This is a genomic window from Nonomuraea africana (genome assembly GCF_014873535.1).
Lineage (GTDB): Bacteria > Actinomycetota > Actinomycetes > Streptosporangiales > Streptosporangiaceae > Nonomuraea > Nonomuraea africana.
Map to the genome: position 1 here is coordinate 265,123 of NZ_JADBEF010000001.1, position 25,926 is coordinate 291,048.

The following is a 25,926-nucleotide window of genomic DNA, read 5'->3' on the forward strand; positions in this document are numbered from 1 at the left end:
AATGTGAATCGATCGAACCCCATTGACGTCCGCAAGCTACGAGTCGATAACGCCTCTTGCTAGTGCTATTTCACATTATTATGTTACAGGTCAACTCAGATCGTTCAAGCGATCCACTTGGGGTGACAAATGGCTGGAACCAAGGGCGGCGGACGCTTACTCGCGCTCGCCACCACGCTCGTGCTCGGGCTCGCCGCCTGCTCCGGCGGGGGAACTTCGGGTAAGAACAACGCCGCGGGAACCGCCACATCGGGGGAGGGGCCGGTCAAGGGCGGAACCCTCTACATCCTGTCCAACCAGGACTTCGTGCATCTCGACCCCGCTCGCAACTGGACCATGCGGGACATGGGCTTCGGCACCCGGCTCCTCTATCGCACGCTGACCACCTACAAGGCGGGCAGCGCGGAGATCGTGCCCGACCTGGCCACCGACCTCGGCACGCCCTCCGAGGGAGGCAAGGTCTGGAAGTTCACGCTTAAGGACGGCGTGAAATACGAGGACGGAACGCCCATTAAGGCCCAGGACGTCAAATACAACGTTGAACGTTCATTTTCTCCGGAGCTTCCCGGCGGTCCGAACTACGCGATCCTCTACCTCGCGGGAGGGGAGAAGTACAAGGGCCCGCTCAAGGGCGAGCACCTGTCCTCGATCGAGACCCCGGACGACAAGACGATTGTCTTCAAGCTCAAACGCCCGGTCGCGGAGTTCGGCCAGACGGTGACGCTGCCGACGTTCGCGCCGGTGCCGCAGGCGCAGGACAAGGGCGTCGACTACGACAGCCGCCCCTTCTCCTCGGGTCCGTACAAGATCGAGAAGTATCAACGCAAGGCTGAGCTGATCCTGGTCCGCAACGAGCACTGGGAACCCGCCACCGACGAGGTGCGCAAGGCCTATCCCGACAGGATCGTCGTCAAGCAGACGGTGGGCGGCGGGACCATCGACACCCGGCTCATCGCCGACCAGGGCCCTGACCGCTCGGCTGTGGGCTACGTCGACGTCGCGCTCGCGAGCCTGCCCAAGGTCCTTTCCAACCCGCAGGTTCAGAAGCGGATGGTCAGCTCGGTGGACGGCTGCACGGGCCTGCTGTACTTGAACACCTCGCGCGCCCCCTTCGACAACCCGAAGGTCCGCATGGCCGTGCAGTACGCCGTCGACAAGGAGGCGTTGCAGACGGCGTCGGGCGGCCCCCAGATCGCCGAGATCGCGGGCGCGATCCTGCCGCCCGGCCTCACCGGTGGCGTGAAGCGCGACATCCTGCGCATCCCGCCGACCGGAGACGTGGAGAAGGCCAAGTCCCTGCTCACCGAAGCTGGAGTCACCGGCGGTCTGAAAATCAAACTGGTGACGTCCACCGGTGGCAAGCCGGGAGCGGAGGCACTCCAGACCGCGCTCAAACGGGTCGGCATCGACATGCAGATCGATCTGGTCGAGGCCTCGGCCGTCGGCGGCATCACCAGTGACCCCACCAAGGCGCCGGACATCCAGATCGGTGGCTGGTGCCCCGACTACCCGTCGGGCTCGACCTTCCTGCCGATCATCTTCGACGGCCGCACGATCACCGAGAACTCCAGCGGCGGCAACAACTCCTTCTTCAAGGACGAGGAGGTCATGGCCAAGATCGATGAGATCAGCGCGATGACCGACGCCACGGCCGCGAACAAGGCATGGCTCGACCTCGAGGACCTGATCATGTCGAAGTCGCCCGTGGTGCCGTACCAGTGGGCCAAGCAGAACAACCTGTTCGGCTCGAACGTCGCGGGCGCCGTAGGCCACCCGATCTGGGAGGGCAACCCCGATCTCGGCGTGATCGGCCTGAAGAACCCGAGCCTTTCCCAGTAACGAGCCTTCCCAGCAAGAGGACACGCATGAAGACTCCGCTCGACGCAGCGGAGACGGCCGGGGCGGCGCGAGACTCCGCCACCCCGGCAGGGCGTTCCCCGTGGGGGCTCGTCCTTGACCGTCTCCGCACGAACCGTGCCGCGATGACCGGCCTCGGTATCGTGATCTTCTTCCTTGTCGTCGCCCTGGCGGCCCCGCTGCTCACCGCGCTGAGCGGGTGGGATCCCGCCCAACCCGACAAGACCGCCATCGACGCCAACCTCGCCGGGATCCCCAGAGGTGCCCTGGGCGGGATCAGCGCCGAGCACTGGCTCGGCGTCGAGCCGGTCAGCGGCAGGGACATCTTCAGCCGGATCGTCCAGGGCGCCCGGGTCTCCCTGTTCATCGCCTTCACCAGCGCGGCGGTCGTGATGGTGCTCGGCACGTTCTTCGGCATCGCGGCCGGCTACTTCGGAGGCTGGGTGGACATGGTGATCAGCCGGCTGATCGACCTGCTGATGTCCTTCCCCGGCCTCATCTTCATGATCGCCATCATGGCGGTGACCCCGGACGTCAACCGGATCGTCCTGCTCATCGCTGTGATCGGATTCTTCAGCTGGCCTGGAATCGCGCGCATCGTCAGGGGCGAGACGCTCTCGGTCAGGCGACGGGAGTTCGTGGACGCGGCGAGGACCAGCGGCGCCCGCGATCACAGGATCCTGCTGAAGGAGATCCTGCCCAACGTCTCCGGACCGATCATCGCCTACGCGACGCTGCTCGTCCCCGGGCTGATCAGCGCCGAGGCGGCGCTCTCGTTCCTCGGCATCGGCATCCGGCCGCCGACACCCTCGTGGGGCGAGATGCTCTCCAACGCGGTGACGTACTACCAGGTCGACCCGATGTACTTCGTCATCCCCAGCCTGTCCCTGTTCCTCGTCGTCTTGGGGTTCAGCCTGCTGGGTGACGGGCTCAGGGACGCCATCGACCCCAAGGGCGCCCGCAAATGATCATTTACCTCGCGCGCCGGCTGGCCGCGGTCGCCGGCGTCCTGCTGGTGATTTGCGCGGTGACCTTCGCCATCTTCTACCTGCTGCCCACCGACCCGGCCGTCACCGCCTGCGGCAAGAGCTGCTCCCCCGAGCGGATCGCCGAGATCCGCAACCAGATGGGCCTGGACCGGCCGCTTCCCGCCCAGTTCTTCGACTACGTGACCGGTATCTTCGCCGGACGGACCCTGGGCAGCGGCCAGTACGCGATCGAATGCGGCTTCCCCTGCCTCGGCTACTCCTGGCAGAGCGGCCAGCCGGTCTGGGACCTCCTTCTGGAGAGCCTGCCCGTGACCTTCTCTCTGGCCGTCGGGGCCGCCACGCTCTGGGTGATCGGCGGGCTGAGCGTCGGTGTCGTGTCGGCCCTGCGCAAGGACACCCTGCTGGACCGGACGCTGGTCGTGTCGACCGTCGCCGCGGCGGCCCTGCCCATCTACTTCGTCGGGCCGATGCTCCTCTACGTGGTGGTCCAGGTGCTGCAGCTGATGCCGTACCCGGGCTACACCCCGTTCGGCGAGGGCCCCCTGACCTGGGCGCAGAACCTGGTGCTTGCCTGGATCGCGCTGGCGATCCTGTCCGCCGCCATGTACGCCAGGCAGAGCCGCTCCTCCATGATCGAGACGATGGGCGAGCCGTACATCCGCACCGCCCGCTCCAAAGGCCTGCACGAGCGGACCGTCGTGGTCAAGCACGGGCTCCGGGCCGCGCTCACCCCGATCGTGACCATCTTCGGAATGGACCTCGGCGGACTGATGGGCGGCGCGATCATCACCGAGTCCATTTTCGGCCTGCCCGGCATCGGCAAGCTCACCGTGAACAGCATCACCGCCCAGGACCACCCGGTGGTGCTCGGCACGACGCTGCTCGCCGCGTTCTTCATCGTCATCGCCAACCTGGTCGTGGACCTGCTCTACGGCATCGTGGACCCCAGGGTGAGACATGCTGCTTGAAATCAAGGACCTCGGGGTGGCCTTCGGGGGTCTGCGGGCGGTCGAGAACGTCGGCTTCCGCCTGGACAAGGGCCGCACGCTCGGCATCGTCGGCGAGTCCGGTTCCGGCAAGTCGGTCACCAGCCTCGCCATCATGGGCCTGCATCGGGGCGCCGAGGTCTCCGGGGAGATCCTCTTCGACGGGCAGCAGCTCGTGGGGGCCCCGCCGGAGAGCCTCCGCAGGCTGCGGGGCCGCCGAATGGCGATGATCTTCCAGGATCCGCTGTCGTCGCTCCATCCTCACTACTCCGTGGGCGAGCAGATCGCCGAGGCCTACCGGCTCCACTTCGGGGCCTCGCGCCGGGCCGCCAGGACACGCGCGGTGGAGATGCTCGCCGAGGTCGGCATCGCGTCGCCGAAGGACCGGGTGGGGGATCACCCCCATCAGTTCTCCGGGGGCATGCGCCAGCGGGTGATGATCGCGATGGCCCTGGCCTGCGAGCCGGACCTGCTCATCGCGGACGAGCCGACGACCGCACTCGACGTGACGGTGCAGGCCCAGATCCTCGAACTGATCAAGAAGATCCAGGACGACCGCGGGCTGGCGGTCGTCCTGATCACCCACGACCTCGGCGTGGTGGCGCGGGTCGCCGACGAGGTGCTGGTCATGTACGGCGGGCGCGTCGCCGAGCAGGCCTCCGCCGACGAGATCTTCGACAGCTCCCTGCACCCCTACACCCGCGGCCTCCTCGATTCGCTGCCCCGCCTGGACGAAGACGACGACACGCCCATGCGCACGATCCCCGGCTCCCCGCCGTCTTTGCTCGCGCCGCCGCCCGGCTGCCCCTTCCACCCCCGATGCCCGCAGCGTATGGAGGTCTGCGAGCGGGACCTGCCGCTCCTCAGCCGGACGTCTCCCGGCCACCTCGCCGCCTGTCACCTTGGGAGCCCCTGATGGACGACCTGCTGCGGGTATCCGACCTGCGCATGAGCTTTCCCCTCAATGTCCCCTTCGCCCGCCGGCGCGACCTCGCGGTACGGGCGGTCGACGGGGTGTCCTTCGAGGTACGGCAGGGCGAGACGCTCGGCCTGGTCGGCGAGTCCGGCTGCGGCAAGTCCACGACAGGCCGCATGATCGTGCGGCTGCTGGAACCCACCGCCGGCTCGATCACCTTCGCGGGCAGGGACATCACCCATGTGAGCCAGGGGGAGATGCGTCCACTCCGCCGCGACCTTCAGATGATTTTTCAGGATCCGTATTCGTCGCTGAACCCCAGGCAGACCGTCGGCCAGATCATCGCGAATCCGCTGGTCGTCCAGGGCGTCTCAGGGGTGCGCGCGAAGGTGAAGGACCTGCTGGACCTGGTCGGCCTGATCCCCGAGCACATCGACCGCTACCCGCACGAGTTCTCCGGTGGCCAGGCCCAGCGCATCGGCATCGCGCGGGCCCTGGCCACCCGGCCCAAGCTGGTCATCGCCGACGAGCCGGTGTCGGCGCTGGACGTCTCTGTACAGGCGCAGATCGTCAACCTGATGGAGGAGCTTCAACGCGAACTTGGGTTGACCTACGTCTTCATCGCGCACGATCTGTCCGTCGTGCGCCGGGTGAGCGACCGGGTCGCGGTGATGTATCTGGGCCGGATCGTGGAGATCGGGGATAAGCACGAGGTCTATCGGCATCCCGCGCACCCTTATACGAAGGCCCTGCTCTCGGCCGTGCCCGTGCCTGATCCGAAGATCGAGCGCAAGAGGGAGCGCATTGTGCTGCGCGGAGATCTGCCCTCTCCGGCGAACCCGCCCTCCGGCTGTACTTTTCATCCCCGCTGCCCGAAGGCCGCCCCACTCTGTGCGGAGGAGAATCCGGTGCTGCGGATCCACGAGAAACGTCAGGTCGCCTGTCACTTTCCCGATTGAGCTTGGGGGAGCGTCCAGCCCAGGCCGGATTGGCCTGATCGGGCGCTCCTGCTGGCCGCGCTACTGATAGGTGAGGCTGCCTGGGGAACCGTGGAGTGGCTGCGGCACGACCCCGTTCCCGAGCGAGTGTCGCCTGGATCGAGGCGGCGGGTACCGCGCGGTCGGCTGCGGCCGGGCTCGGCGCGGCAGCGACGTTGAGGCTGCTCATCCGTTGGCAGCAGGCCGCGCGACGAACCAGTGATGAACCAAACCTTGCTCATGATGCCGTCCATTCTTTCGGTGGTGGAAGTTGTTGCGGTGAGTGTCGGGGCGGTCGGGGCACGGTGACGGTCACAGCAGCGCTGCGCATGGTCATCGAACCCGGTGGTGTCATGGACCCTCGTCCCCTGAACCGGTCCGGGATCGGTGGGGAGACATCAGAACACGGGCCGTCAGAAGGCGGGGAAGGCCCAGCCCGAGGGGTGAAAGGGCTCGCGCTCGCCACGGAAGGCGAGCGAGGCGGCGGTGACCGCGCCGCGGCGCAGTTCCTCAACCCGGCCCGCGGCGGCCAGGGACGACAGGGTGGTGCCGCCCAAGTAGGCCGCACCCAGTTCGGCGGAGGTCAGCCGCAGGTCGGGCCGGGCCTGGGTGCGTTCGCAGGTGACGAACTCGCCGTCGGCCCGCAGGTCTCGAGCGTCGGCCTGCGTCAGGGGGTCTTCTGCGGCGGGGTGAGCAGACGGTCGAGTAGGAGGTGGAGGTGCCTGCGGAAGTCGATGCGGGCTTGCTGATCGTCGGGGCCGAGGCGGTTGCCCTCGTCGTCGAGTACGTCGCCGCAGCAGAAGCCTTCGACGCACCAGATCATCGTCCAGAGGACGTATCTGAAGTCGGGAGCGTCGTCGATGTGTCCTGCCTCGAGGGCGGGCTGGATGCTCTTGTGGATTCGGGCGTGCAGCGGCCAGACGTAGCGACGCTCGAGGTCGGTGATGTCCTGGGCGTCGAAGAGGCTGCGGTGCGCCCAGAGTGCGGGGACGTTCGGGTTGGACATGCAGAAGTCCAGATAGTCGTCGGCCAGCGCGTGGATCATCTTGGGGGCATCGGCGGGGGACAGCGGAGTGAATCGGGCCATGACCGCCTCGATCGCGGTGCGGTCAGCCTCGTGGGCACGTTCCATGACGGCGAGGTAGAGGTCCCGTTTGCTCCCCAACAGGGAGGTCACCGTGGCGATGTCGAACCCGGCGGCCTCCGCTATCTGCTGAAGGGAAGTCCCGTCATATCCGAGAGCCGCGAACATGCGGGTCGCGATCTGCAGGATCGTCTCACGCTGGTCGGCAGCTGAGCTCATGAATCGGACGGTATGGATGGACTTCGGCAGGGTCAACCATGTGGCGGGCAAGGGCAGGCCATCTGTCGGCCCGTTCGTGGAGCATCGGCAACAGCCCAGCGAAGCGAGCGCATTCGTGACGGCGCCGCGGTCGTTGTAGTCGACGGTGAGGTCGCTGATGTTGGTTCGACGGCCTCTCAGGTCGTAGCCGAAGGTCCGTGGCCCTCATCCTCGATCGGGACGCCAATTTCACTGCCGTCTTCGATGAGATCTTTGCCGCCGCGGGCATCACGGTGCTGAAGACGCCGCCGCGGACACCTCGGGCGAATTGCTATGCCGAGCGGTGGATCCGTACGGTGCGCGCCGAATGTAGCGACCGCATGCTGATCTACGGTGAACGTCACTTGCGCGCGGTCCTGGACGAGTATGTCGGTCACTACAACGGCCACGGACCTCACCAGTGCGGCAGGCCGGGGCAACGACCACCCGATCAAGACGAACAGGTGGTGGTGCCGATGGAAGGCCGGATCGAACGCCGCAAAGTGCGCGGCGGCGCGATCAACGAGTACCGCCGAGCCGCATAAGCCAGGCGGAGAAACCCCAGCTCAGACCGTACATGCGTTTTGAAGCACTACAGGCGAACTCACATCGCTGATGTTCAAGGCCGGGATTTCTGGTCACTCAGAGATGAGCCCGGCGTTGTTGAATCGCTTGATCAGGCTCGGCTTGCTCTGGTGCTGTTCCCGAAGGTGGGTGAAGCGTTGGGTGAAGGTGCCGGCGTGGTCGTCGCGGATGGCCAGGGCCTGCAGGTCGCGGAGGAGATCGACGGCCTGGTCGTACTCGCGTGGCTTCTTGGTGTTGATGCACGCCTCCACCTGTGCCCACGCCGCTTCGAGATCCTGGGCGAGCCGGTTCAGATGAAATTCCCGGGCCTGCCTTCGCTCCTCTTCCCTGCGTGCCAGCTCCTCGGCGCGCCGAGCTGCCTCCTGCTGCTCACGGGCGTGGCGGCGAGCGGCGGCGGCGTCCAGCAACTCGGCGACCGTCCGCCCCGCCTCCACCTGAGAGGCGGTGTTGCCGCCGAACTCGCGTAGCAGTTCCCATCGGACCCGCGTGGCGTCGTCCTCGGCCACCCGCAGCAGCAGCGCGGTCTTTCGTTCGGCGGGCAGGCTGCCGATCCAGGCGGCCAGAACAGTCCGATCATGTTGTACGACTTGCGCCGGTGGGCTGGCCTCGGCGGCGGCTGCGAGGAGGTCGTCGTCCAGGCGCAGGAAATCGGCCAGGGCACGCTGGGCGGCACTGAGCGAGCCCAGTCCCGGCGGGATAGGTGGCTCCGGCTCGCCCTCTTCGGCGTAGTCGAAGGCGTCCTCGTCGCGCTCCCATGTTCCGTAGGCCGACAGCCAGGCCAGATAGAGCGGACGCAGATCGCCGGCGGCCAGTTCGGCGCGGATGCCGACGATCGCCGACAGGGAGCGTTCGAGGTCGTCTTCCCAGTACTCCTCTTCCGCCTCGCTGGTGAAGTTGAGGATGATGTGTTCGCCGCTGGTCCAGGCGCTGACCCGGTCGCCTGCGCAGTAGCGTTCGGCCAGTGCGGGATCCAGCACGGTCTGGGGGAGACGAAGCATGACCTGGTGAGTTCCCCAGTTGGCCAGGTACAGGTGGGCGTCGTAGTAGCGCTCCATCATGCGGTGCGGGTCGCCGCGGAAGTCGCCCCAGTGGTACTCGTTGGTGAAGCTGGTAGCGGTGATGTGGGCCCGGGTGGACAGGGCGCGGACCTCGGCCTGCTGCCGGTCGGTGAGTGGCCGGTCGATGGCCAGGAACTCGTAGTACTGGTACTCGCTCACGATCTCACCCGGCCCAGCGCCGGAACGCGTCGATCCATTCGGCGCCGGCCGGTGGCGGGTCGGGCAGCGGCAGGTCGAGGATGCCGATCGCCTGCCGGTGCCGGCCGTGGCGGCAGATCGCCACGATGCCGCTCCCTACGCGGAAGTCGAGAGCGGTGACGGTGACCCGAAGGCCGAGCACGGTCGTCTCGAACGGCCCCCGCCAGGTTGTCGCCGATCATCACGTGAAAGCTGTAGAGCTGCTCATCGTCGGTGTAGGCGTCCACAATCGCCTGCTCGATCAGCTCATCCAGGTGATCGTCAGGAGGGCGGCGAGTCACAGCAGCACACGATACTCCTCCGAGGACCCCTGCGATCACCCTCGGGCACGGGTATTCGTTGACCGTCATGGCTGTGCGGGGGTGATGTCGGTGTGGGGGAAATCCTCGCCTTGAAGAGAAGAGGCTGGGCGAAGTCCTTGGCGAGAGCGTAGGCGAAGCTGGTGGCCTCGGGTTCGCCGTTGATGACGGCGATGATGGCCCTGGAATCGATGATCAGCATCCCGTCCACGTCATGAGGTGCGAACCCGAGTCATGGGTTCTCCTCAGGCTTGGTCCCGGCGGCGACCTGCCAGGCCTGCCAGACCTCCGGGCGAAGCCTGCCCCGGTCGGCGACAGGCAATCCCTTGCATGGACGGAGTTTTCGGCAGGCGCAGGCCCCGGATGGGTGACTGGGAGCGGTCGCAGGTCACCGGCGGCCAGTTCGGCCCGGACACCGACAATCGCCGGCAGGGATCGTTCGACGTCGTCTTCTCAGTCTTCCTCTTCGGCCTTCTTCTTGAGGTTGTGGAGCCACGTGTCCAGGGACGCGTCGAGCGCCTTCTGCATAGCGGCGACGTTCGCCGACACCGGCTCGCCGGACCATGACTCCTCGGTGTGCACGCGCACTCCGTCCTTGGTCGGGGTGAACGTCCACAAGTGGACGGCGGTGACGCCCTGGGCAGGGCCGCCCCAGGCGATGCGGCGGTTCGGAACGACCTGCTTGACCGTTGAGGTGATGTTCTCGAGCCCCTCGACCGACCAGCGGAATCTGGACCCCTTCCGCAGCGGGCCCCGAGTTTCCTTCTTCACCGTAATGACGTCGGGCTGCCACTCCGGCCACGCCTCGACATCGGTCTGGATCTTCCAGATCCGGTGCAATGGCGCGTGGATGACGATGTCGTCGCGGGTGATCACGGGAGCGTCGTGGTCGATCTCCACGTTCGGGTGGCCGGCATTCAACGGGGTGAGCGCGAAAACGATGGACAGGGCCGTGGCTTTCGCGGTTACCAGGGTGAACATGGGTTTCTCTCCTTGCCTTGATGTTCTGAACGTGCCTTGCCTTGCTCCGAGGCGGGATCGCGTGCCGCCGAAACTCCGGACGAGGCCCATAAGGGACTGGGCCGTGGGCGGGCGGCGGCCACGCGGCTCAGACGGCCTGGAGCGAGCCTTCGGCGGTCTTCCTCAGCAGCGCGAGCCAGGCCGTCAGGGACTGCTCGAGCGCGGACCGCATGTCCTCGACGTCCGCGCGGATCGGCTCGCCGTCCCACGACTCCTCGGTCTGCACACGGGTCCTGCCGTCTTCCTCGCGGAAGGTCCAATCATGGATGCCGGTGATCCCGTGGACGGGACTGCCCCACAGGATGCGGTGCGGCGCCTCGACCACGTGCACCCCGGGTGCGTCGATGGTCGTGTCAAGCCGGACGACCACGGCCGCCTCGGTGTCGATGCCTGTGATCACGGTCGTCTTCTCAGTGGTTGTCGGTAAGCCAGTTGCCGTGGATGCCGGCCGGGACGCGGCGCGGCAGCTCGACCACGGCGACGGGGGCGCGGCCCAGGCCACGGGCGTCCAGGATGAGCAGCTGCGAGGCATTTCTTCGCAGGTCGCTCATGATGGTCAGCAGGTAACCGTCGTCCTCGGCGGTGCCGCCCTCTGCCGGGACGAACACGGCTTCGCCGGGCATCTGCTCCGGTCCGAACGGCTGGAGCCGGCGCTCACCGGTCCGGGCGTCGTACTTGACCACGGCGAACTGGTCGAGCCCGGAGCCAGGGAAGGCCACGGCGTAGCTGTAGCGGCTGCTCCTGCCCAGGTAGGTCTCGTTGATCGTGGGGAACTCGGTCACCAACGCATCCAGCGGCTCCTCGATGGCCCGGCCGGTTGCCGGGTCGAGGATCCATCGGTGGTGGATCGACCCGGCTTCGGGTGTCGTGCCGTGGCCGGGCGCGCCGATCCACCACTTCCAGGACGATTCCCACGCCGACCTGTCATAGCGGGGGCCTTCGACGACGACGCGTCCGCCCGGGTCGGTGTAGGCGTTGGAGACGTGCAGGAGCGCGCCGGGCTCGACGTCGAACCAGGTGACGGAGGCCGGGCCGGTGCGCGGCATGACGCCGATGCGCGGCCGGTAGGCGTCGCTCCACCGGTAGGGGATGCCGGAGCGCTCTGCCGAGTCGAACACCACGGGCAGGTCGAGCCAGATGACGTGGTCGGCGGTGATGGCGAAGTCGTGCATGAGGGACGGCCCGGCTCCGTCGATGACCTCAGCGCGGGTGATCTGCCCGTCGGGCGAGGCGACGTAGAAGGTGAGATAGGGCGGGAAAGGGCTGTAGCCGTAGAAGAACAGCTCGCCGGTGACCGGGTCCTCCTTGGGGTGGGCCGTCATCGCGGTGGCGAGCTTGCCGCCGAAGTCGTAGGGGCCGACGGTGTCGAGGTCGGGGGTGACCTCCCACGGCAGATTGGCCTCCTGGAGGGCGAGGTAGCGGCCGCCGTGCTGGATGATGTTGGTGCCGGCGGCGCTGACGTCGAGTTCCGTGCCGGTGAACGGGATGCCTTCCAAGTAGGGGGTACGGACCCAGCGGTTGCGGTACCACTCGGCCCGGCCGCCGCTGAGCCGAATCCCGTGGATCATGCCAGTGCCCTTGAACCAGTGGGTCGGGGTGATGCCGGGCTTGGGGTTGTGGCCGTTGCGGAAGTAACGGCCCTCCAGCTCCGGCGGGATCGACCCGTGCACGACGAGGTCTCGGGCGGTCGTTTCGTCGACGACCGGCTCGTAGTGACCCGTCAGGTAGGGCTTGGCCAGGTCGGTGCTCATCTTGTCGAGCGTCATGGTGTTTCCCTTCTTCGGTGCGGTGTGCGGTCACAGCAGGCTGTGAGTGCGCGATCACCGCTGCCGCCGGACAGCGCGGTGAGCAGAGCAAGCCCGAGTGCTTCGCCGATCAGCAGGAACGGTCCGGCAGCCAGAGCCGCAGAGGGCAGCAGCTCGCCGCGTGCCGCCGCGATCACTGTCGCGCCGCCGAGGGGATCGTCGCGTCGGTAGAAATCACCGATCTCGCCAGAACTGGCCGGCCTAGGTGATGACCGCCGATCTGGGCGCCGGTACCCCGCGACCACCATGGCCGTCAGCCCGTTTCAGCCCCGATGGACACACAGAGGCGCGTCGAGAGAAGAGCGGGCCGGAGCCGGCGCATCGGGTTGCCGGGAGGTGCGGCAGGGGCCCCGTCATCCCGCCGGGCCGGCCGACTGTGATCGGCCGTCGCGGGCGGGTGGCCCATTAGGCGTGGGCGAGATCGTCCAGCGGCATGCCGCGCAACTGACGACGCGACGTGATGGACAGCTTGCGGAAGATATTGCGCAGGTGCGCGTCTACGGTTCGCGGGCTGACGAACAGCTCTGCGGCGATCTCCTTGGACGTCGCTCCGGCCGCCACCTGGCGGGCGATGGCCAGTTCCTGAGCGGTGAGCCGGTCGGTGTCCCCGGCGGCGCGTTTGCGGGCGCGTTCACCGGTCGCACCCAGTTCACGGGCGGCGCGCTGGGCGAAGCCCTCGGCTCCCATCGCGGTCAGCGCCTCATGCGCTTCGCGCAACTGTTTGCGGGCCTCGGAGCGGCGGCCCTGGCGCCGCAGCCACTCTCCGTACAGCAGGCGGGCGCGTTCGAGGTCGCCCAGGCAGCCGCTGGCCGTCAAGGCTTCCAGCGCTGCCTGGTAATGATGGTCGGCCTGTGCGCCGTGCGTGATCAGGCCGGCGCACAAGTGCTCGGTGCCGGCTGCGAAGTCGGTCGTGGATGCCTGCGTGGTCTCGCGCAGGTCGGCGAATGCCTGCTGCGCGATGTCCGGGGCATCGGCGCGGGTCGCGGCCTCGACGAGTTCCCGTGAGGCCGCGCCTTTGAACACCAGGACGAGGTGGGAGGAGGCGTACTCGGCCGCGGCCAGGGCGCCGGTGTAGTCGCCATGGCCGTTGCGGTGGATGGCCAGGGCAAAGTGGGCGAAGGCCACGAGCAGGCCCTCTCCCCGGGCTGTGGCGTCCTTGACGGCGGCGCCGACCATGTCCTCGGTGGCCGAATCACCCTGCCAGGCGGCCAGCGTCAGATGGGGGTAGCTGGGGGCGGTGCCTGTGGCGGCGACCAGTTCTGTGGCCTGGTCCAGCAGGGAAGCGGCCGTGTGGAGTTGCCCCAACCTCAGATGGGCGCCGGCGACCGTGCTGAGCGCCTGCGGCAGGAGAGTCAAGGCGCCCAGGGTGCGGGCCCGGCTGATCTGCCGATTCAAGATCGAAACATAGGAGTCCACGTCCCAGACCTCGAACGCGAGAGCGCCGACCATCTGCACCCGGCGCGCCCACATCGCGTCATCGCCCTCGGCCAAGGCCTGCCGTACGAGCGCCGCCCCGACGGGACGGTCACCGGTGAGGATCAGGGTCAGCCCGTCCAGCAGGACGTCTACGACGGTGGGAGGGTGTGGAGCGGGAACCGCCGCACGGGCCGCCTGGACGGCGGTGTCGATGTCGCCGCCCAGGTGGCCGGCCAGGACGCTGGCGAACAGGGCGTCCAGGTGGATCTCGCGGGCGAGCCGGGCGTTGAGGGGCTCCACCCGCTGTGCGGCACGCAGGAGCGGGGCGGAGGCGTCCATGCCGCGCCGGACCGCGAACGCGATCCGGCCGCGCAGCGTCTCCACCTGAGCCTGCGCCATCGGCGACAGGACGGCCTCGTCGACGTGGGCGAGCAGGGCGACCGCGTCGTCGGGGGCGCCCGCGTCCAGTTTGACGCCGGCCGCTGCCAGCAGGCGAGTCAGGCGGGTGGAGGGGTCGGTGGTCAGGTGGGCGGAGCGTTCCAGGAACGCGGCCGTGGCGGCGAGGCCGCCGCGCATCCGGACCCGGTCCGCCGCGGCCGCGAGGTCGGCCGCGATGTCCTCGTCAGGGCCGGCGGCTGCCTGTGCGCGGTGCCAGGCTCGCCGGTCGGGATCGAGGGCGGGGTCGGTCGCCTCCGCGAGCGCCTTGTGGACGGCGCGCCGCTGGGAAGGCGAGGCCGACCGGTACGCCGCGGAGCGGACCAGCGGGTGCCGGAATCGTACCCGTGCGTCGATCTCCAGCAGCCCGGCGTCCTCCGCGGGCGCGGCCGCGGCGACGTCCAGGCCCAGCCGGCGTACGGCGTCCCACAGCAGCAGCGGATCGCCGAGAGGCTCGGCGGAGGCCGTGAGCAGCAGGAGCCGGGTCGGGTCGGGCAGATCGTCCAGGCGGCGGCGGAACAGCTCCTCCATTGCCCCGCCCCGGACCGGCAGGCCGAATCCGCCTGCCATCTCCCCCGGCCGGATGCCGACGGTGAGTTCCAACAGCGCGAGCGGGTTGCCGCGGGCTTCGGCGACGATCCGGTCCCGGATCGGTTCGTCCAGCGGGGCGTGCAGGGCCGCAGTCAGGAGGGCGCGCGCGTCGGAGTCCGACAGCTCGGGCACGGTCAGGGACGGCAGCGAATCCAGTTCGGGAATACGGACGGGGTCGCGCAGCCCCAGCAGCATGGCCACGGGTTCGGCCGCGATCCGGCGGGCGGCGAACGCCAGGGCCTTGGCACTGGCCTCGTCCAGCCATTGGACGTCATCGACGAGGCACAGAACCGGCCGTTCCTCGGCGATCTCCGATATCAGGGTCAGCGTCGCCATCGCGACCATGAGCCGGTCCGGCGCGTCGGCCGAACGCAGGCCGAAGGCCGTCTCCAGCGCCTCTCGCTGCCGGTCCGGGAGCCGCCCCAGACGGCCGCTCAGCGGTGCGAGCAACTGGTGGAGCCCGGAGAACGGCAGGCCCATCTCGAACTCCACCCCGGTGGCGCGCAGCAGTCGCATCGCCGAACCGGTTTGGGCCGCGTGCTCCAGCAGCGCGGTCTTGCCGATGCCCGCCTCACCGCGCACGATCAGGGCGCTGCCCCGTCCGGCCCGTGCCTCATCCAGCAGACCTGTCAGGGTTCCGATCTCACGCTGTCGCCCTTTGAGCACATCCAGATCATTCCATAGCTCCCACATGGGCGTTTTCCGCCGTCATCGCGGCGAAAGGTGATCTTCGCCCGTGCATCTGGCGCGGGACACGGGAAGCGAGCAGGGGTGAGCATCGCGTGGACTGGTGCGTGAGCAATCATCGCTGCCACGGTGTGCCCGACAGATCAGGCCAGGGGGACTTCCGGTTACGGGCTCCGGGGCGGTTCATCGTTCCAACGCCTGCCACTGGAGCCGGACGCGTATCCGGATGGCTGTGTGCCTCAGCGGGCGCGACGGCCGAGGGCCAGAGTGAGCTCGCGTAGGGCATCTGCCGCCTGGCGCAGAGTCGACTCGGGCACACCAGCCATCGCCTCGGTGTGCGCGCGACTGGATCCCTCCAGCGCCAGGTTCGCCACGCGAAGGCCCTCGGAGGTGAGCTGTACCCACCGGCTGCGGGCGTCGCCGGGATTGTCCTCGCGCTCGACGTATCCTGCCGCAGTCAGGCGCTGCAGGACGTTGCTGGTGCCGCCCGAGGTCAGGAACAGCGCGCGGGCCAGCTCGCTGGGCTTCAGCCGGTGCGGCGGGCCGGTACGGGCCAGCGCGGCGAGCACGTCGAACTCCGCGTAGGTCAGACCGAGTTCGGTCAGCTCCGCCTTCACCGCCTGCTCAAACAACAGGTTGACGCGGGACATTCGCTTGCTCAGCTCCAGGCTGGCGATGAGCGACGGCGAGAGTCCGGCCGCTCGCCATCGGGGCACCAACCCATCGACCTCGTCCTGGTTCACGCCTCGAGGATACCCGCAGGCATCTTGCTTTTGAAAAAGCTTCTTTATAAGCTTTTTCTGTGTACAACTCATGGATCATCAGGGGCGGGCTGGTCATCGACACCGAGCCACAGCCCGCAATGCTCGGCAAGGTCGACGTCCTCGTCAGGGAGGGCAGGATCGCCGCGATCGGACCCGCGTTGAGCGCGGACGGGGTTGAGGAGATCGACGCGACAGGCATGATTGTGCTTCCCGGCTTCGTCGACAGCCATCGGCACACCTGGCAGGCGACCCTTAGGGCGGTAGCCCCCGACACCACGCTCGGCCACTACGCGGCCTACGTCCTCGGCGAGTTGGCACCCCGCCTTAGCGCCGAGGATGTGCACACGGGCATCGCGGCGGGCGTGCGTGAGTGCCTCGACGGCGGCATCACCACCATGCTCGACTGGTCGCATGTCCAGTTCACGCCTGAGCACACCGACGCCGCGATCGATGCGCTCACCGCTTCCGGCGTCAGAGCCGTCTTCGGCTTCTGCTATGGCGGAGCGGACCAGAGCCTGATGGCGCCCGAGGGGCGGCGCGTCCAGGAGCGGCTCACCGGAGACCTCCTGACCATTGCTATCGCCGCGTTCGGCCCCGAGTTTGACGGTCCGGACAGGGCGGCGGCCGAATGGCGGCTCGCGCGAGAGCTCGACGTGCCGGTCAGCGTCCACATGGGCGGGCTCGGGGCCGAGAGCGCCGCGAATGGTCTGGCCTTCCTGGACGAGCACGGCTTCATGAGCCACCGCATCGCCTACATCCACGCCAACCACTACACCGATGAGCACCTCAAGCGGATCGCGGACAGTGGCGGCAGCGTGTCGGTCTCGCCGTTCAGCGAAATGGCGCTAGCCATCGGATATCCCATCACCGGCAGGGCGCGCGCGCTGGGCATCCCTGCGTCGCTCAGCGCGGACGCGGTGACCAGCGGCCCCGGCGACATGTTCGGCATGATGCGCGCGGCCCACGCGCTGGAGCGGGGCAGGCCGGAGGGAGCGGGGCTGGGATTCACTACCCGCGACGCGCTGCGGATGGCGACGATCGAGGGGGCCGAGGTGGTGGGGCTCGCCGACGTGACCGGGTCCCTGCGGATCGGCAAGCAGGCCGACCTGCAGCTCCTGCGGACAGACACGCCGTCGATGGCGGGCTCGCAGGACATGATCGGAGCCGTCGTGCTCAGTGCGGACACCAGCACGGTCGACACCGTCCTGGTGGCGGGCCGGGTGCTCAAGCGGGCCGGTCAGTTGGTCACGACCTGACGCCGCTGGCTCACACCATCCCGATCTCTGTGCGGCCCACGCCCGTAACCCAGGGAAGCCTACTGGCCAGTGTGCCCTGTTCGGTGCCAGACCTGACGCAGACGCAGAGGGTCGGACCTGGTCTTCCAGCCTCAGCTTTCGTGCTCTTTCGCCTTGTGTATCTGCTGGTGGGTCGGGTGTTCGGCTGGTTGGCGCTGCTCACTCGGGGCGCCGCTTCCAAAGAGGTGGAGATCTTGGTGTTGCGGCATGAGGTCGCGGTGCTGCGTCGCCATTTTTCCGGCGTGGCCGGAGCCCGAGCCACCCGAAGATCCCGCACCACCCGCCAGCGCCAACCCCGGCCACCTCGCCTTCACCGTCACAGCAAGACGAACGACCAGGACGATAGACCTTCAGAATCTCCGAAGTCCCATCAACACCTTAAGAAGCCGGAGCGCCAGCAGATAATCCCAGGTCCTGCGGCTAGAGGGGCTGAAGAAGCCCATAGGAACTCAAGGGTTATTTGTCATACGCCCCGCAAGGTCCCGGACCGGACGTCAGCGACTCGTCAGGGCTCGAGGTCGGTCACCCCTCTGCTGCTCTGCACGTCGAACGGCACGGACACCTGGTCGTGCACGATCAGCCATTCGCCGTCGATCTTCCGGAAGCCGAAGGTGGCCCGGACCCACATGCCCTTCGTGACCGTCCCATCCTTCAATGTGCCGCTCAGCCGGCCGAAGCAGTGCCCAAACGCCACGTCATCGCCCACGGTGAGCGTCAGGTCTCGAACCTCGTAACTCGCCTCCTCGAAGAACATGAACACGTTCGCCCAGTTCTTCGCCTTCGCCTCCACCCCCACGTGCTGCAGCGGCGGCTCCACGTCGAAGGAGACGACGTCCGTCGCGTAAAGCCGCTTCAGGGCCTGGAGGTCCTTGGCCTGGATTCCTTCGACGATCTTGTCGATGTGGCGCCTGATCCTGGTCTCGTCCATCTCGCGTTGCGTCGGCATCGCCATTCGTCCTTCCTTTCAGTGTGAAAACTCGGCTTTCCACTCCTACGACGACACAGCACCCCGGGGCGTGAGCCCCGGGTCCTCGGAATCGTTCGAGGTCCTTGCACCGGTAGACGACGCAGCCGTCTGGAATGTGACGTGCCGCTACCGGCTGATCTGGCGGGGTGCCGCCAGTGCAAGGAGCTTGTCGGGGTTGCGGATGACGTAGAAATTGGTGATCTTCCCGTCGGCGATGTCGGCCAGGAAGACGCCCTCCAGGTGATCCCCGCTGTAGGCGGCGAGCGCCGGCGCGTTGTTGCAGTTCACCAACTCGATCCGGACGTGCGCGCGGATGATGTTCAAAAGGAGCGCGGCCACCTTCTCCGCGCCCACCACGGGCCGGCGCGCCGCGATCACCTTGCCGCCGCTGTCGGCGGTCCAGGTGACGTCCGGCGCGAGCAGCGAGAGCAGCCCCTCCATGTCGCCGGTGGTCACCGCGGCCATGAACCGCTCGGTGATCCGCGCGGTCCTGGCGGAGCCTCCGGGTTCGAAGCGCTTGCGCCGCGCCCGCACGTGCTCACGGGCGCGGTGCGCCACCTGGCGCACCGCCACGACCGACTTGCCCACCGCTCCCGCGATCTCGTCGTAGTCGAAGCCGAACACCTCGCGCAGGACGAACACCGCGCGCTCATCTGGGCTGAGCGTCTCGAGCAGCACCAGCATCGCCATCGACACCGACTCGGCGAGCACCACGTCCGCCGACGCGTCGTGCTCGTCGAGCAGCAGCGGCTCCGGCAGCCACACCCCGACGTAGTCCTCCCGGCGGCGCGCGCCGACCCGCAACGCGTTGAGCGCCTGACGGGTCACCAGCCGCGCCAGGTACGACTTGGTGTCACGGACCGTCGCCAGGTCCACGGCCGCCCACCGGAGATAGCTGTCCTGCAGCACGTCGTCGGATTCCGTCGCCGAACCGAGTATCTCGTAGACGATCGTGAACAGCAGCGGCCGCAACAGAGTGAACCGCTCGGCGTGCTCGTCAGCGGTCATGATGCCGCGGCCATCCCGGCAGCCTCCTGCCCGGCATTCTTCAAGACGATGACACCGGGGTTACGGGCCTCCATGGTGATACCCATCACCGCTCTGCGGCACAGCTCCTCCTTGATCTCCGCGGCCTTGGGCCCGTCGAGGACGGAGTCCAAGGGGGTGTCGTCCTGATCGGAGTACTGCATCGTGCCGGCATGCCGACCCAGGCTAATGCACGATCCGTTGAAGACCATCTTCACCACGGCAGGCGTGGTTCCCGCGATGCGGCTCAGCACGGCGTCGGCGGCCTGCACGCCAAGCCACCCCGCGGCCTGACAGCTCATCCGCAGCGGCCGGCCCGACGGCGAAGCGGCATCGCCCGCCGCGACGATGCGGTCGTCATCGACGCTGACCAGCGCTTCGTCGGTGAGCAGCCGGCCGAGCGCGTCGACGCGCAACCCGCTGGCCGCCGCCAAGCCCGGCACCCCGAAACCGGCCGTCCAGATGGTGAGTGCGCCCTGCCGTACCGAGCCGTCGGTGAGAACGACCGCGTCCCGCCGTACCTCGGCCACCACGCCGGCCTCCAGCACGGTGACGCCGTGCTCGGACAGCCACGTCGCGACGGATCGGCGGCCGGCAGCGCTGAGTGCCGGAGCCAGGGTCCCGCCGCAGACCAAGGTGACCGCGCGTCCTTGCTCGGCGAGCTCGGCGGCGGTCTCGATGCCGGTCAGTCCGCCGCCGACCACGGTGACCGCGGCGTCGGCCGGCAGCTCCGCCAGCCTGGCGCGCAGCCGCTCAGCGAACTCGAACTCGGCGACGGAGTAGGCGAAGTCGACCGCGCCTGGCACCGAGGCGGGGACCGCGCCGGTGCTGCCAACCGCGTAGATGACGTAGTCGTAGTCCAGCGTGCGGCCCGACGCCAGCTCCACCGTGCGGGAGGCGGTGTCGATGCGCGTGGCGTTGTCGACCACCAGCTGGACATCGTCACCGAGCAGCGTGCCGTAGTCGACCGCTGCGTCGTAATTGCCGGCCACGAACTGGTGCAGCCGGATCCGCTCGACGAACTTCGGGCGGGAGTTGACCAGGGTGACCCTGACGTCGGTGCGCATGCGCAGGCGGTTGGCGGCGAGCGTTCCCGCGTAGCCTCCGCCGATGACCACGACCTTGTGAAGTGTGCTGTGTTCGACCATGCCCTCAAGACACTGAGGACCGACGCGACGTGACACGAAGTGGCGCACATCACACCCAACGTGCCAATCGTGGTGACGTCCTCACCACACAGCGGTCCGGCTTCCGCTACGTCACACAGATCCAAGGCTCGGACGGCAGAAACCCTGGTCGGGAGAGTGACGCCGAGTCGCAGCTCAGGCCTCCGGACTCGTCACTCCTGTGACAGATTATTCACGGAGAGTGAAGCGCTGCGCGCACGCGGTCCGCGAACGGCTCGCTGACGCCGGTGCCGGTGCCCCAGGCGATGTGGAACCGCGGCACGGAGTTGCCGTGGCCGCCCGCGGTCCCCGAGCCCCGCTCGGCCCAGCCGACGACCGGCGTGAACCGGACGCCGCGCTCGACGAGCCAGGCCCGTTTCTCCTCGGCCGCGAACTCCACGTATGCCCTGGCCCAGCGCTCGGCCCACTCGTCTTCGGGCAGCTCGCCGTCCAGCCGATCCCACCCGGCGCTTGCCCGCCAGTCCTGCCAGGCCAGGCCGAACGAGTCGCGCACCCCCAGGCGGCGCTGCTCGGGGCTGTTCACCAGGAACAGGCCGCCGAAGGACCAGTAGGCCTGGCCGCCGAGGTTCGCCTCGCTCTCCTGGTCGACCAGCACCACCCGTCTCCCCTCCCGGACCAGCTCGTCGGCCGCGACGAGGCCGGATAGCCCGCCTCCGACGACGATGACGTCAGCGTCCATGTGTGTCTCCGTTCTCCCGCTCGTTGCCGTCAACCCGTCGCCGTGCCCAGCCACCACGTCCAGGAATACGAGCCTGGACCGACGCGGTAACGGCTGGGCAGATCCGGTCCGACCGAGGCCGTGCCCAGTCCTCGGTGCGCGACGTCGAGGTGCACGATGGTCTCCTGCCGCTGCCTGAGCCGCCACACGTGCGTGGCCGCGGCGAGATCGGCCGTGGTCACGTGCGCCACGTTGAGCTGCATCGGCCGGTCCGCGTCCAGCACGACGACTGCGCCGTCGTCCCGTCTCAGCTCGACATGCACCACGCCGGTGCGCCCGCCGTTCTCCTGAGGCCTGATGTACGGCACGGCCAGCTCCGCCACCCTCGCCGACCAGCGGCCGGTCAGCGCCGAGGAACGCCGGTCGGGGTAGCACTCGTGCGGTCCGTCGCCCACCCAGGCCACCTCGGTGAACCCGGGAACGGTGGCCATCTGCACACCCACCCGCGGGATGTCGGTCAGCGCGGCCGGGACGACGACCCGCTCGTCGACCCTCAGTCTCCCGCCGGGTTCGACGGTGACGGTCTGCTCGTGCTCGACGACGTGACCGGTCGCCGAGACGTACCGGGCCCGGACCGCCACCCGGCCGCGCCCGCCATCGACGTCCACGAGTTCGCGGCGCACGTCGTCCAGGCCGGTGGCCGCAAGGCGCCCGCGCACGAACCGGGACCGGTCGTTGTCGGTCATGGCGCGCCAGAAGGCCAGGCGCGGCCCGGCGGACAGCAACGGGTGTGCCAGCAGGCCCTCGTCGTCGAGCTCGACGTCCGCCCGATCGTCGCCCGCGGGGCCTGGCGGACGCGGACGCGTCCACGGCTCCGACACCACCACCTGCTGCACGCTCAGCGTCGTTCCGGCGGGCGCCCACGGCTCGTTGTCGGCGGTGCTGACCTCGAAGCGTACGGCCAGCACGTCCGGATCCCCGACCGCCAGCGCTCCGGGGAGCTCGACGCGGGCACCGCCGCCCGGGGCCAGCGGGGGGAGGGGGACCTCCACCGCGGGCCCCGCCCCGGCGGCGGTCACGACCCGCGCGGCGAGCCGGAGATCGTCGAGAGTGGCGAACGATCGCTCGTTCCGCACCTCGACCAGGCCTTTACGCGCTCCGGCCCCCGTACCGGTGATCCGCAGTGGGGCGAAGACGTGCCGGAGCTCGAACATCGCCGGATGGGGGGTGCCGTCGGGAAAGAGCAGGCCGTCGAGGCAGAAGTTGCCGTCGTTGGGCTGGTCGCCGAAGTCCCCGCCGTACCGGTAGCGCCCGTCGCCGTCGGGATCGAGGCCGTGGTCCCGCAACTCCCACACGAACCCGCCCTGCAAGCCCGGCGTCGAGCGGATCACCTCCCAGTACTCGTCGAGAGAGCCGTTGGAGTTGCCCATCGCGTGCTGGTACTCGGACATGATCAGCGGTCGGTCCGCCCGCGGGTCGGACCCGTACGCGCGCAGCGCGTCGACGGTCGGATACATCGGGCATACGATGTCGGTCTGGCTGCGCCCGCCGTACCAGTCTCCCGAGATGGCGCCCTCGTAGTGCACCGGCCGGGTGGGGTCGAACGCGCGCGCCCACGCCGCCACGGCGTCGTGGTTGGGCCCGCTGCCTGTCTCGTTGCCGAGGGACCAGGCGATGACGCTGGGGTGGTTGCGGTCGCGCAGCACCATGCGTGAGACCCGGTCGGCGAAGGCGCCCAGGTAGCGGGGATCCCGGCACAGCGTCGAGGCGTAGGCGTGCCCCTCGATGTTCGCCTCGTCCACGACGTAGAAGCCGTACTCGTCGGCGATGTCGAGCAGCTCGGGATGGGCGGGATAGTGGGAGGTGCGGATGGCGTTCACGTTGAAGCGCTTGAGCAGTGCCAGCTCCGCCGCGATCTCCTCCCGGGTCTGCGTCCGGCCGGTGCGGGGGTCGAAGTCGTGCCGGTTGACGCCGTGGATCCACACGCGCCGGCCGTTGACGAGCAGATCCCGTCCCGCTGTCTCGACCCGGCGGAATCCCACGCGCACCATGGCTGCGTCCGCCACGGTGCCGTCGTCGTGCAACAGCTCGATCACGACGTCGTGCAGAACGGGCCGCTCGGCGTTCCACGACGCCACCCCCGGGCCAGGGATGGTCACGGTGGCTCGCCTGGCCGGGGCGGGGAACATGGCGGCGGCGATCATCTCGCCGGCCGCCGCCACCGGAGCGGGGATCGGCACGCCCGCGGCGCGCCCGCTGTAGAGGCCGAAGAGGTCGACCTCGGCGAGTTCCGGCGGGATCTGCGTTCCCTCGGAGGGCAGCGCGCGGTGCCGTCGCATGGCGATGCTCTCTTCCGCGGCCACGCCCAGCGCGCGCACCCGCACCCGCCAGGTGGCCTCGGTCGCGGGATCGCGGCTGTCGAGCTCGGCGGTGACGGTGAGCGTGCCGTCCCCCGTGCCGGGGTCATAGTCCGCCACGACGTGCACGTCGGCCAGGTACGTCACGGGTGTGGCATACAGGTACACCTCGCCCGTGAGGCCCGCGTGCCACCACTGGTCCTGGTCCTCGATGAAGCTCGCGTCCGACCACTTCACCACGGTGAGGACGAGTTCGTTGTCCCCAGGACGGAGGTGGTCGGTCACGTCGAACTCGGCGGCCAGCCTGCTGTCCTTGCTCACGCCGACGTCGCGTCCGTTGAGCCGTACCACCAGGACGCTCTCCGCCGCGCCGACATGCAGCACCACCCGGCGGCCGGCCCATCCCGGATCCGCCTGGAACACCCGGCGGTGGACGCCTGTGGGGTTGCGCGCCGGCGTCGAGGGCGGGTACTGACGAAACGGCATCTGGACGTTCGTGTAGTGCGGGAGGTCGCCCACCCGCTGCATCGTCCACGCGCCCGGCACCGTGACCGGCCGCCACCGGCCGGAGGGCGCCTCGTCCGGATGGCCGAGCAGCTCGAAATCCCACTCGCCGCCGAGGTCGACCCGCTCCCGGCGCGGCACCGCGCCGATGCGCTCGCGTGCCACAGCGATCAGCTCGGGGCTGTTCCAAAGGTTCATTCACTCACTCCGGACGATGCTGTGGCTGCGGGGGCCGGCATCAGCGCACGGCCTTGACCCGCAGTACGGCGAGGCCGCCCAGGACGCCGAACACCGGCCCGAGGTGACGACGATCATCCCGGCGATTGCGGGCGCCAGTCGGGTACGCGGCGCTGTTCCCCGTCGGAGGCACCTGCGGCAGCGCCTGCGCCATGTTGACGATGCCCAGGTCCTTGGCGTACGAGGTCTTAGAGGGCAGCACCTCCGAGATCAGCGCGGTGTCCACGGCCTGGAAGCAGCCGAAGCCCAGACCCGCCACGCCGGCCATCAGGAGGATTCCGGTGACGGTCGGCAGGGCGAGCGGGATGAGCAGCGCCCCGCCCACGATCACCGCGGAGACGAGCACGAAGATCTTCCGGCGGCCGAGGCGGTCGGAGAGCCGCCCCCCGAGCACGGTGGTCAGCAGCAGGCCGCCGAGCGCGACAGCGCCCATGAGCGGCAGCAGCGCGACGGCGTCCGCGCCGAGCCCGACGTAGTCCTGCAGGATGTACAGCTTGTAGGCGACGACGATGTTGTAGCCCAGGTACAGCGACAACCGGCTGCCGAAGGCCCAGGCGAAGTCCGGGTGCTTGGCCGGACTGACCCAGAACGCTCGCAGGAGGTCACGCGGCGAGAGCCGCTCCGCCGAGGCGTCCGCGCTCGACCGGTCGGGATTGAAGACGGCGAAGAGGGTGAGGCCGACGATCCCGACTCCGGCGAGCAGCATGTAGGCCAGCGGGATGTTCTCGGGACGCGGCGTAGATCTGGCCGCCCAGCGAACCAAGCATCCCGCCGACGCCCAGCGCCGCGGCGAACGTGCCGCGGACCGAGCGCGGCACCCGGTCCGGCATCACAGCGCTGAGCGGACCCTGCGCGAGGTTGAAGCCGATCTGGACGCACACCCAGGCGATCACGAAGTGGGCCAGCGTGCTGCCCAGCGCCATGCCTATCAGGGAGAGGCCGCCGACGAGGCCGCCGAGGACCAGCCAGGGCGCGCGCCTGCCGTACCGGCTGCGCGTGCAATCGGAGATGGCGCCGGCCATGGGCTGGGTGATCACCGAGACGAGGGCGCCGACCGTCGTGATGACGGCCAGGTTCGCCGCCTTGTCCTCCTCGCCCAGCGATCGCTGCACCTGCAGCGCCAGGAGGACCGACGGCACCGCGCCCCAGACGAGGTAGATCGACATGTTCGCCGGCACCTGTCGCCCCACACCGTCCGGGCGTACCTCTCCGACGACCTCCTTGCTCGCGCTCCTGGACCTGGGGATGGCCGGGCTCGATACGGCGGCGCTGCGCGAGTGGCTGGCCGGGCAGCACGCCGCGGGCCTGTCACGCGCGACATTGGCACGGCGTACGGCCTGCGTGCGTACGTTCACGGCCTTCGCACACCGGCGCGGATGGTTGCCCGACGATCCCGGGCTGCTCTTGGGTAGCGCGAAGGCGGCGCGATCGCTGCCCGCCGTACTCGATCAGAAGCAGGCGCAGGCCGTGCTCGACGTGCCGCCGCAGTCGAGCGAGCCCAAGGAACTGCAGGATCAGGCGGTCATGGAGCTCCTGTACGCGACGGGCGTCAGGGTGAGCGAGCTGTGCGCGCTGGACGTCGACGACGATCAATCACGCCGATCGCGCCAGAGCCGTTTCAAATGAGCACCGTCATCGTGTCGTACACCTGGCCTGATCCTGCTCGCCAGCCCTCTGCGCCGACTTCACGGCCTGCCGACCGGCCAACTGAGCACCCAGCCGTCACAGCTTCGAGCGGGCCGTACCTGCCGACCGGCTGGTATCGCGTGCCCGTACGGGGCCCCTGAAACA

At 68.8% G+C, this 25,926-nt stretch carries 23 protein-coding genes and 1 pseudogene; 8 read left to right on the top strand and 16 right to left on the bottom strand.

Translation table 11 applies throughout. The features are described from left to right. Positions 1–129 precede the first annotated feature (129 nt). The 5 genes from H4W81_RS01170 to H4W81_RS01190 are packed head-to-tail and all read left to right on the top strand — an operon-like array spanning position 130 to position 5,707. Positions 130–1,839 carry an ABC transporter substrate-binding protein gene (locus H4W81_RS01170; protein WP_192773081.1) on the top strand — a complete coding sequence of 570 codons (1,710 nt, stop codon included), beginning with the start codon at positions 130–132 and terminating at the stop codon, positions 1,837–1,839. 26 nt (positions 1,840–1,865) lie between these two features. Next, positions 1,866–2,825, top strand: coding sequence for an ABC transporter permease (locus tag H4W81_RS01175; RefSeq protein ID WP_192773082.1), 960 nt, complete (start codon positions 1,866–1,868; stop codon positions 2,823–2,825). Then, positions 2,822–3,814 (top strand): ABC transporter permease, encoded by a 993-nt coding sequence (locus H4W81_RS01180; protein WP_192773083.1) that lies wholly within the window; start codon positions 2,822–2,824, stop codon positions 3,812–3,814. The genes H4W81_RS01175 and H4W81_RS01180 overlap by 4 nt, the downstream gene beginning before the upstream one ends. Then, positions 3,804–4,748, top strand: coding sequence for an ABC transporter ATP-binding protein (locus H4W81_RS01185; protein WP_192773084.1), 945 nt, complete (start codon positions 3,804–3,806; stop codon positions 4,746–4,748). Before H4W81_RS01180 ends, H4W81_RS01185 begins: the two co-directional genes overlap by 11 nt. Further along, complete coding sequence (locus H4W81_RS01190) at positions 4,748–5,707, top strand: ABC transporter ATP-binding protein (RefSeq protein WP_225958384.1); 960 nt, start codon at positions 4,748–4,750, stop codon at positions 5,705–5,707. The genes H4W81_RS01185 and H4W81_RS01190 overlap by 1 nt, the downstream gene beginning before the upstream one ends. A gap of 431 nt (positions 5,708–6,138) precedes the next feature. On the opposite strand, the gene H4W81_RS46545 is transcribed toward H4W81_RS01190, so the two are convergent. After that, a complete protein-coding gene (locus H4W81_RS46545; RefSeq protein WP_318782486.1) occupies positions 6,139–6,396 on the bottom strand; it encodes a sterol carrier protein domain-containing protein in 258 nt (85 codons plus the stop codon). Then, a complete protein-coding gene (locus tag H4W81_RS01200; RefSeq protein ID WP_192773086.1) occupies positions 6,393–7,028 on the bottom strand; it encodes a TetR/AcrR family transcriptional regulator in 636 nt (211 codons plus the stop codon). Before H4W81_RS01200 ends, H4W81_RS46545 begins: the two co-directional genes overlap by 4 nt. Before the next feature lie 197 nt (positions 7,029–7,225). Between H4W81_RS01200 and H4W81_RS01205 the strand changes: the two genes are divergently transcribed. Beyond that, a complete protein-coding gene (locus H4W81_RS01205) occupies positions 7,226–7,591 on the top strand; it encodes an integrase core domain-containing protein (protein WP_192773087.1) in 366 nt (121 codons plus the stop codon). 93 nt (positions 7,592–7,684) lie between these two features. On the opposite strand, the gene H4W81_RS01210 is transcribed toward H4W81_RS01205, so the two are convergent. The 7 genes from H4W81_RS01210 to H4W81_RS01240 form a co-directional block, all read right to left on the bottom strand. Further along, positions 7,685–8,848 (bottom strand): hypothetical protein, encoded by a 1,164-nt coding sequence (locus H4W81_RS01210; protein WP_192773088.1) that lies wholly within the window; start codon positions 8,846–8,848, stop codon positions 7,685–7,687. A gap of 4 nt (positions 8,849–8,852) precedes the next feature. Further along, positions 8,853–9,029 carry a hypothetical protein gene (locus H4W81_RS46550; protein ID WP_225958385.1) on the bottom strand — a complete coding sequence of 59 codons (177 nt, stop codon included), beginning with the start codon at positions 9,027–9,029 and terminating at the stop codon, positions 8,853–8,855. 610 nt (positions 9,030–9,639) lie between these two features. Continuing rightward, positions 9,640–10,167 (bottom strand): SRPBCC family protein, encoded by a 528-nt coding sequence (locus H4W81_RS01220; RefSeq protein ID WP_192773089.1) that lies wholly within the window; start codon positions 10,165–10,167, stop codon positions 9,640–9,642. A gap of 127 nt (positions 10,168–10,294) precedes the next feature. Beyond that, positions 10,295–10,606 carry an SRPBCC family protein gene (locus tag H4W81_RS01225; protein ID WP_192773090.1) on the bottom strand — a complete coding sequence of 104 codons (312 nt, stop codon included), beginning with the start codon at positions 10,604–10,606 and terminating at the stop codon, positions 10,295–10,297. Between the two features lie 10 nt (positions 10,607–10,616). Further along, complete coding sequence (locus H4W81_RS01230; protein WP_225958386.1) at positions 10,617–11,972, bottom strand: carotenoid oxygenase family protein; 1,356 nt, start codon at positions 11,970–11,972, stop codon at positions 10,617–10,619. Positions 11,973–12,416: 444 nt separating this feature from the next. Then, positions 12,417–15,119 (bottom strand): ATP-binding protein, encoded by a 2,703-nt coding sequence (locus H4W81_RS01235; protein ID WP_318781447.1) that lies wholly within the window; start codon positions 15,117–15,119, stop codon positions 12,417–12,419. A gap of 260 nt (positions 15,120–15,379) precedes the next feature. Further along, positions 15,380–15,883, bottom strand: a complete 504-nt coding sequence (locus H4W81_RS01240; RefSeq protein WP_318781448.1) for a MarR family winged helix-turn-helix transcriptional regulator — start codon at positions 15,881–15,883, stop codon at positions 15,380–15,382. 59 nt (positions 15,884–15,942) lie between these two features. On the opposite strand from H4W81_RS01240, the gene H4W81_RS01245 reads away from it, so the two are divergent. After that, a complete protein-coding gene (locus H4W81_RS01245) occupies positions 15,943–17,160 on the top strand; it encodes an amidohydrolase family protein (RefSeq protein WP_192773092.1) in 1,218 nt (405 codons plus the stop codon). Between the two features lie 544 nt (positions 17,161–17,704). Here H4W81_RS01245 and H4W81_RS01250 read toward each other — a convergent pair. From H4W81_RS01250 to H4W81_RS48275, 7 genes and pseudogenes are all read right to left on the bottom strand, one after another. Next, a complete protein-coding gene (locus H4W81_RS01250) occupies positions 17,705–18,145 on the bottom strand; it encodes a YybH family protein (protein ID WP_192773093.1) in 441 nt (146 codons plus the stop codon). Positions 18,146–18,292: 147 nt separating this feature from the next. Further along, positions 18,293–19,174, bottom strand: a complete 882-nt coding sequence (gene sigJ, locus H4W81_RS01255; protein ID WP_192773094.1) for an RNA polymerase sigma factor SigJ — start codon at positions 19,172–19,174, stop codon at positions 18,293–18,295. Beyond that, complete coding sequence (locus H4W81_RS01260) at positions 19,171–20,340, bottom strand: NAD(P)/FAD-dependent oxidoreductase (RefSeq protein ID WP_192773095.1); 1,170 nt, start codon at positions 20,338–20,340, stop codon at positions 19,171–19,173. The genes sigJ and H4W81_RS01260 overlap by 4 nt, the downstream gene beginning before the upstream one ends. Positions 20,341–20,563: 223 nt before the next feature. Further along, positions 20,564–21,058: pseudogene (locus H4W81_RS01265) on the bottom strand (FAD-dependent oxidoreductase); the annotation flags it as partial. A 29-nt stretch (positions 21,059–21,087) separates the two neighbouring features. Next, on the bottom strand, positions 21,088–24,096 hold the full coding sequence (locus H4W81_RS01270) for a glycoside hydrolase family 2 TIM barrel-domain containing protein (RefSeq protein ID WP_192773096.1): 3,009 nt from the start codon (positions 24,094–24,096) through the stop codon (positions 21,088–21,090). Positions 24,097–24,136: 40 nt separating this feature from the next. Then, positions 24,137–24,841 (bottom strand): MFS transporter, encoded by a 705-nt coding sequence (locus H4W81_RS48270; protein ID WP_264083237.1) that lies wholly within the window; start codon positions 24,839–24,841, stop codon positions 24,137–24,139. Continuing rightward, complete coding sequence (locus H4W81_RS48275) at positions 24,738–25,301, bottom strand: MFS transporter (protein ID WP_264083123.1); 564 nt, start codon at positions 25,299–25,301, stop codon at positions 24,738–24,740. Before H4W81_RS48275 ends, H4W81_RS48270 begins: the two co-directional genes overlap by 104 nt. Between H4W81_RS48275 and H4W81_RS01280 the strand changes: the two genes are divergently transcribed. Next, complete coding sequence (locus H4W81_RS01280) at positions 25,300–25,761, top strand: tyrosine-type recombinase/integrase (RefSeq protein WP_225958387.1); 462 nt, start codon at positions 25,300–25,302, stop codon at positions 25,759–25,761. The two genes, H4W81_RS48275 and H4W81_RS01280, sit on opposite strands and share 2 nt — an antisense overlap. The last annotated feature ends 165 nt before the right edge of the window (positions 25,762–25,926 follow it).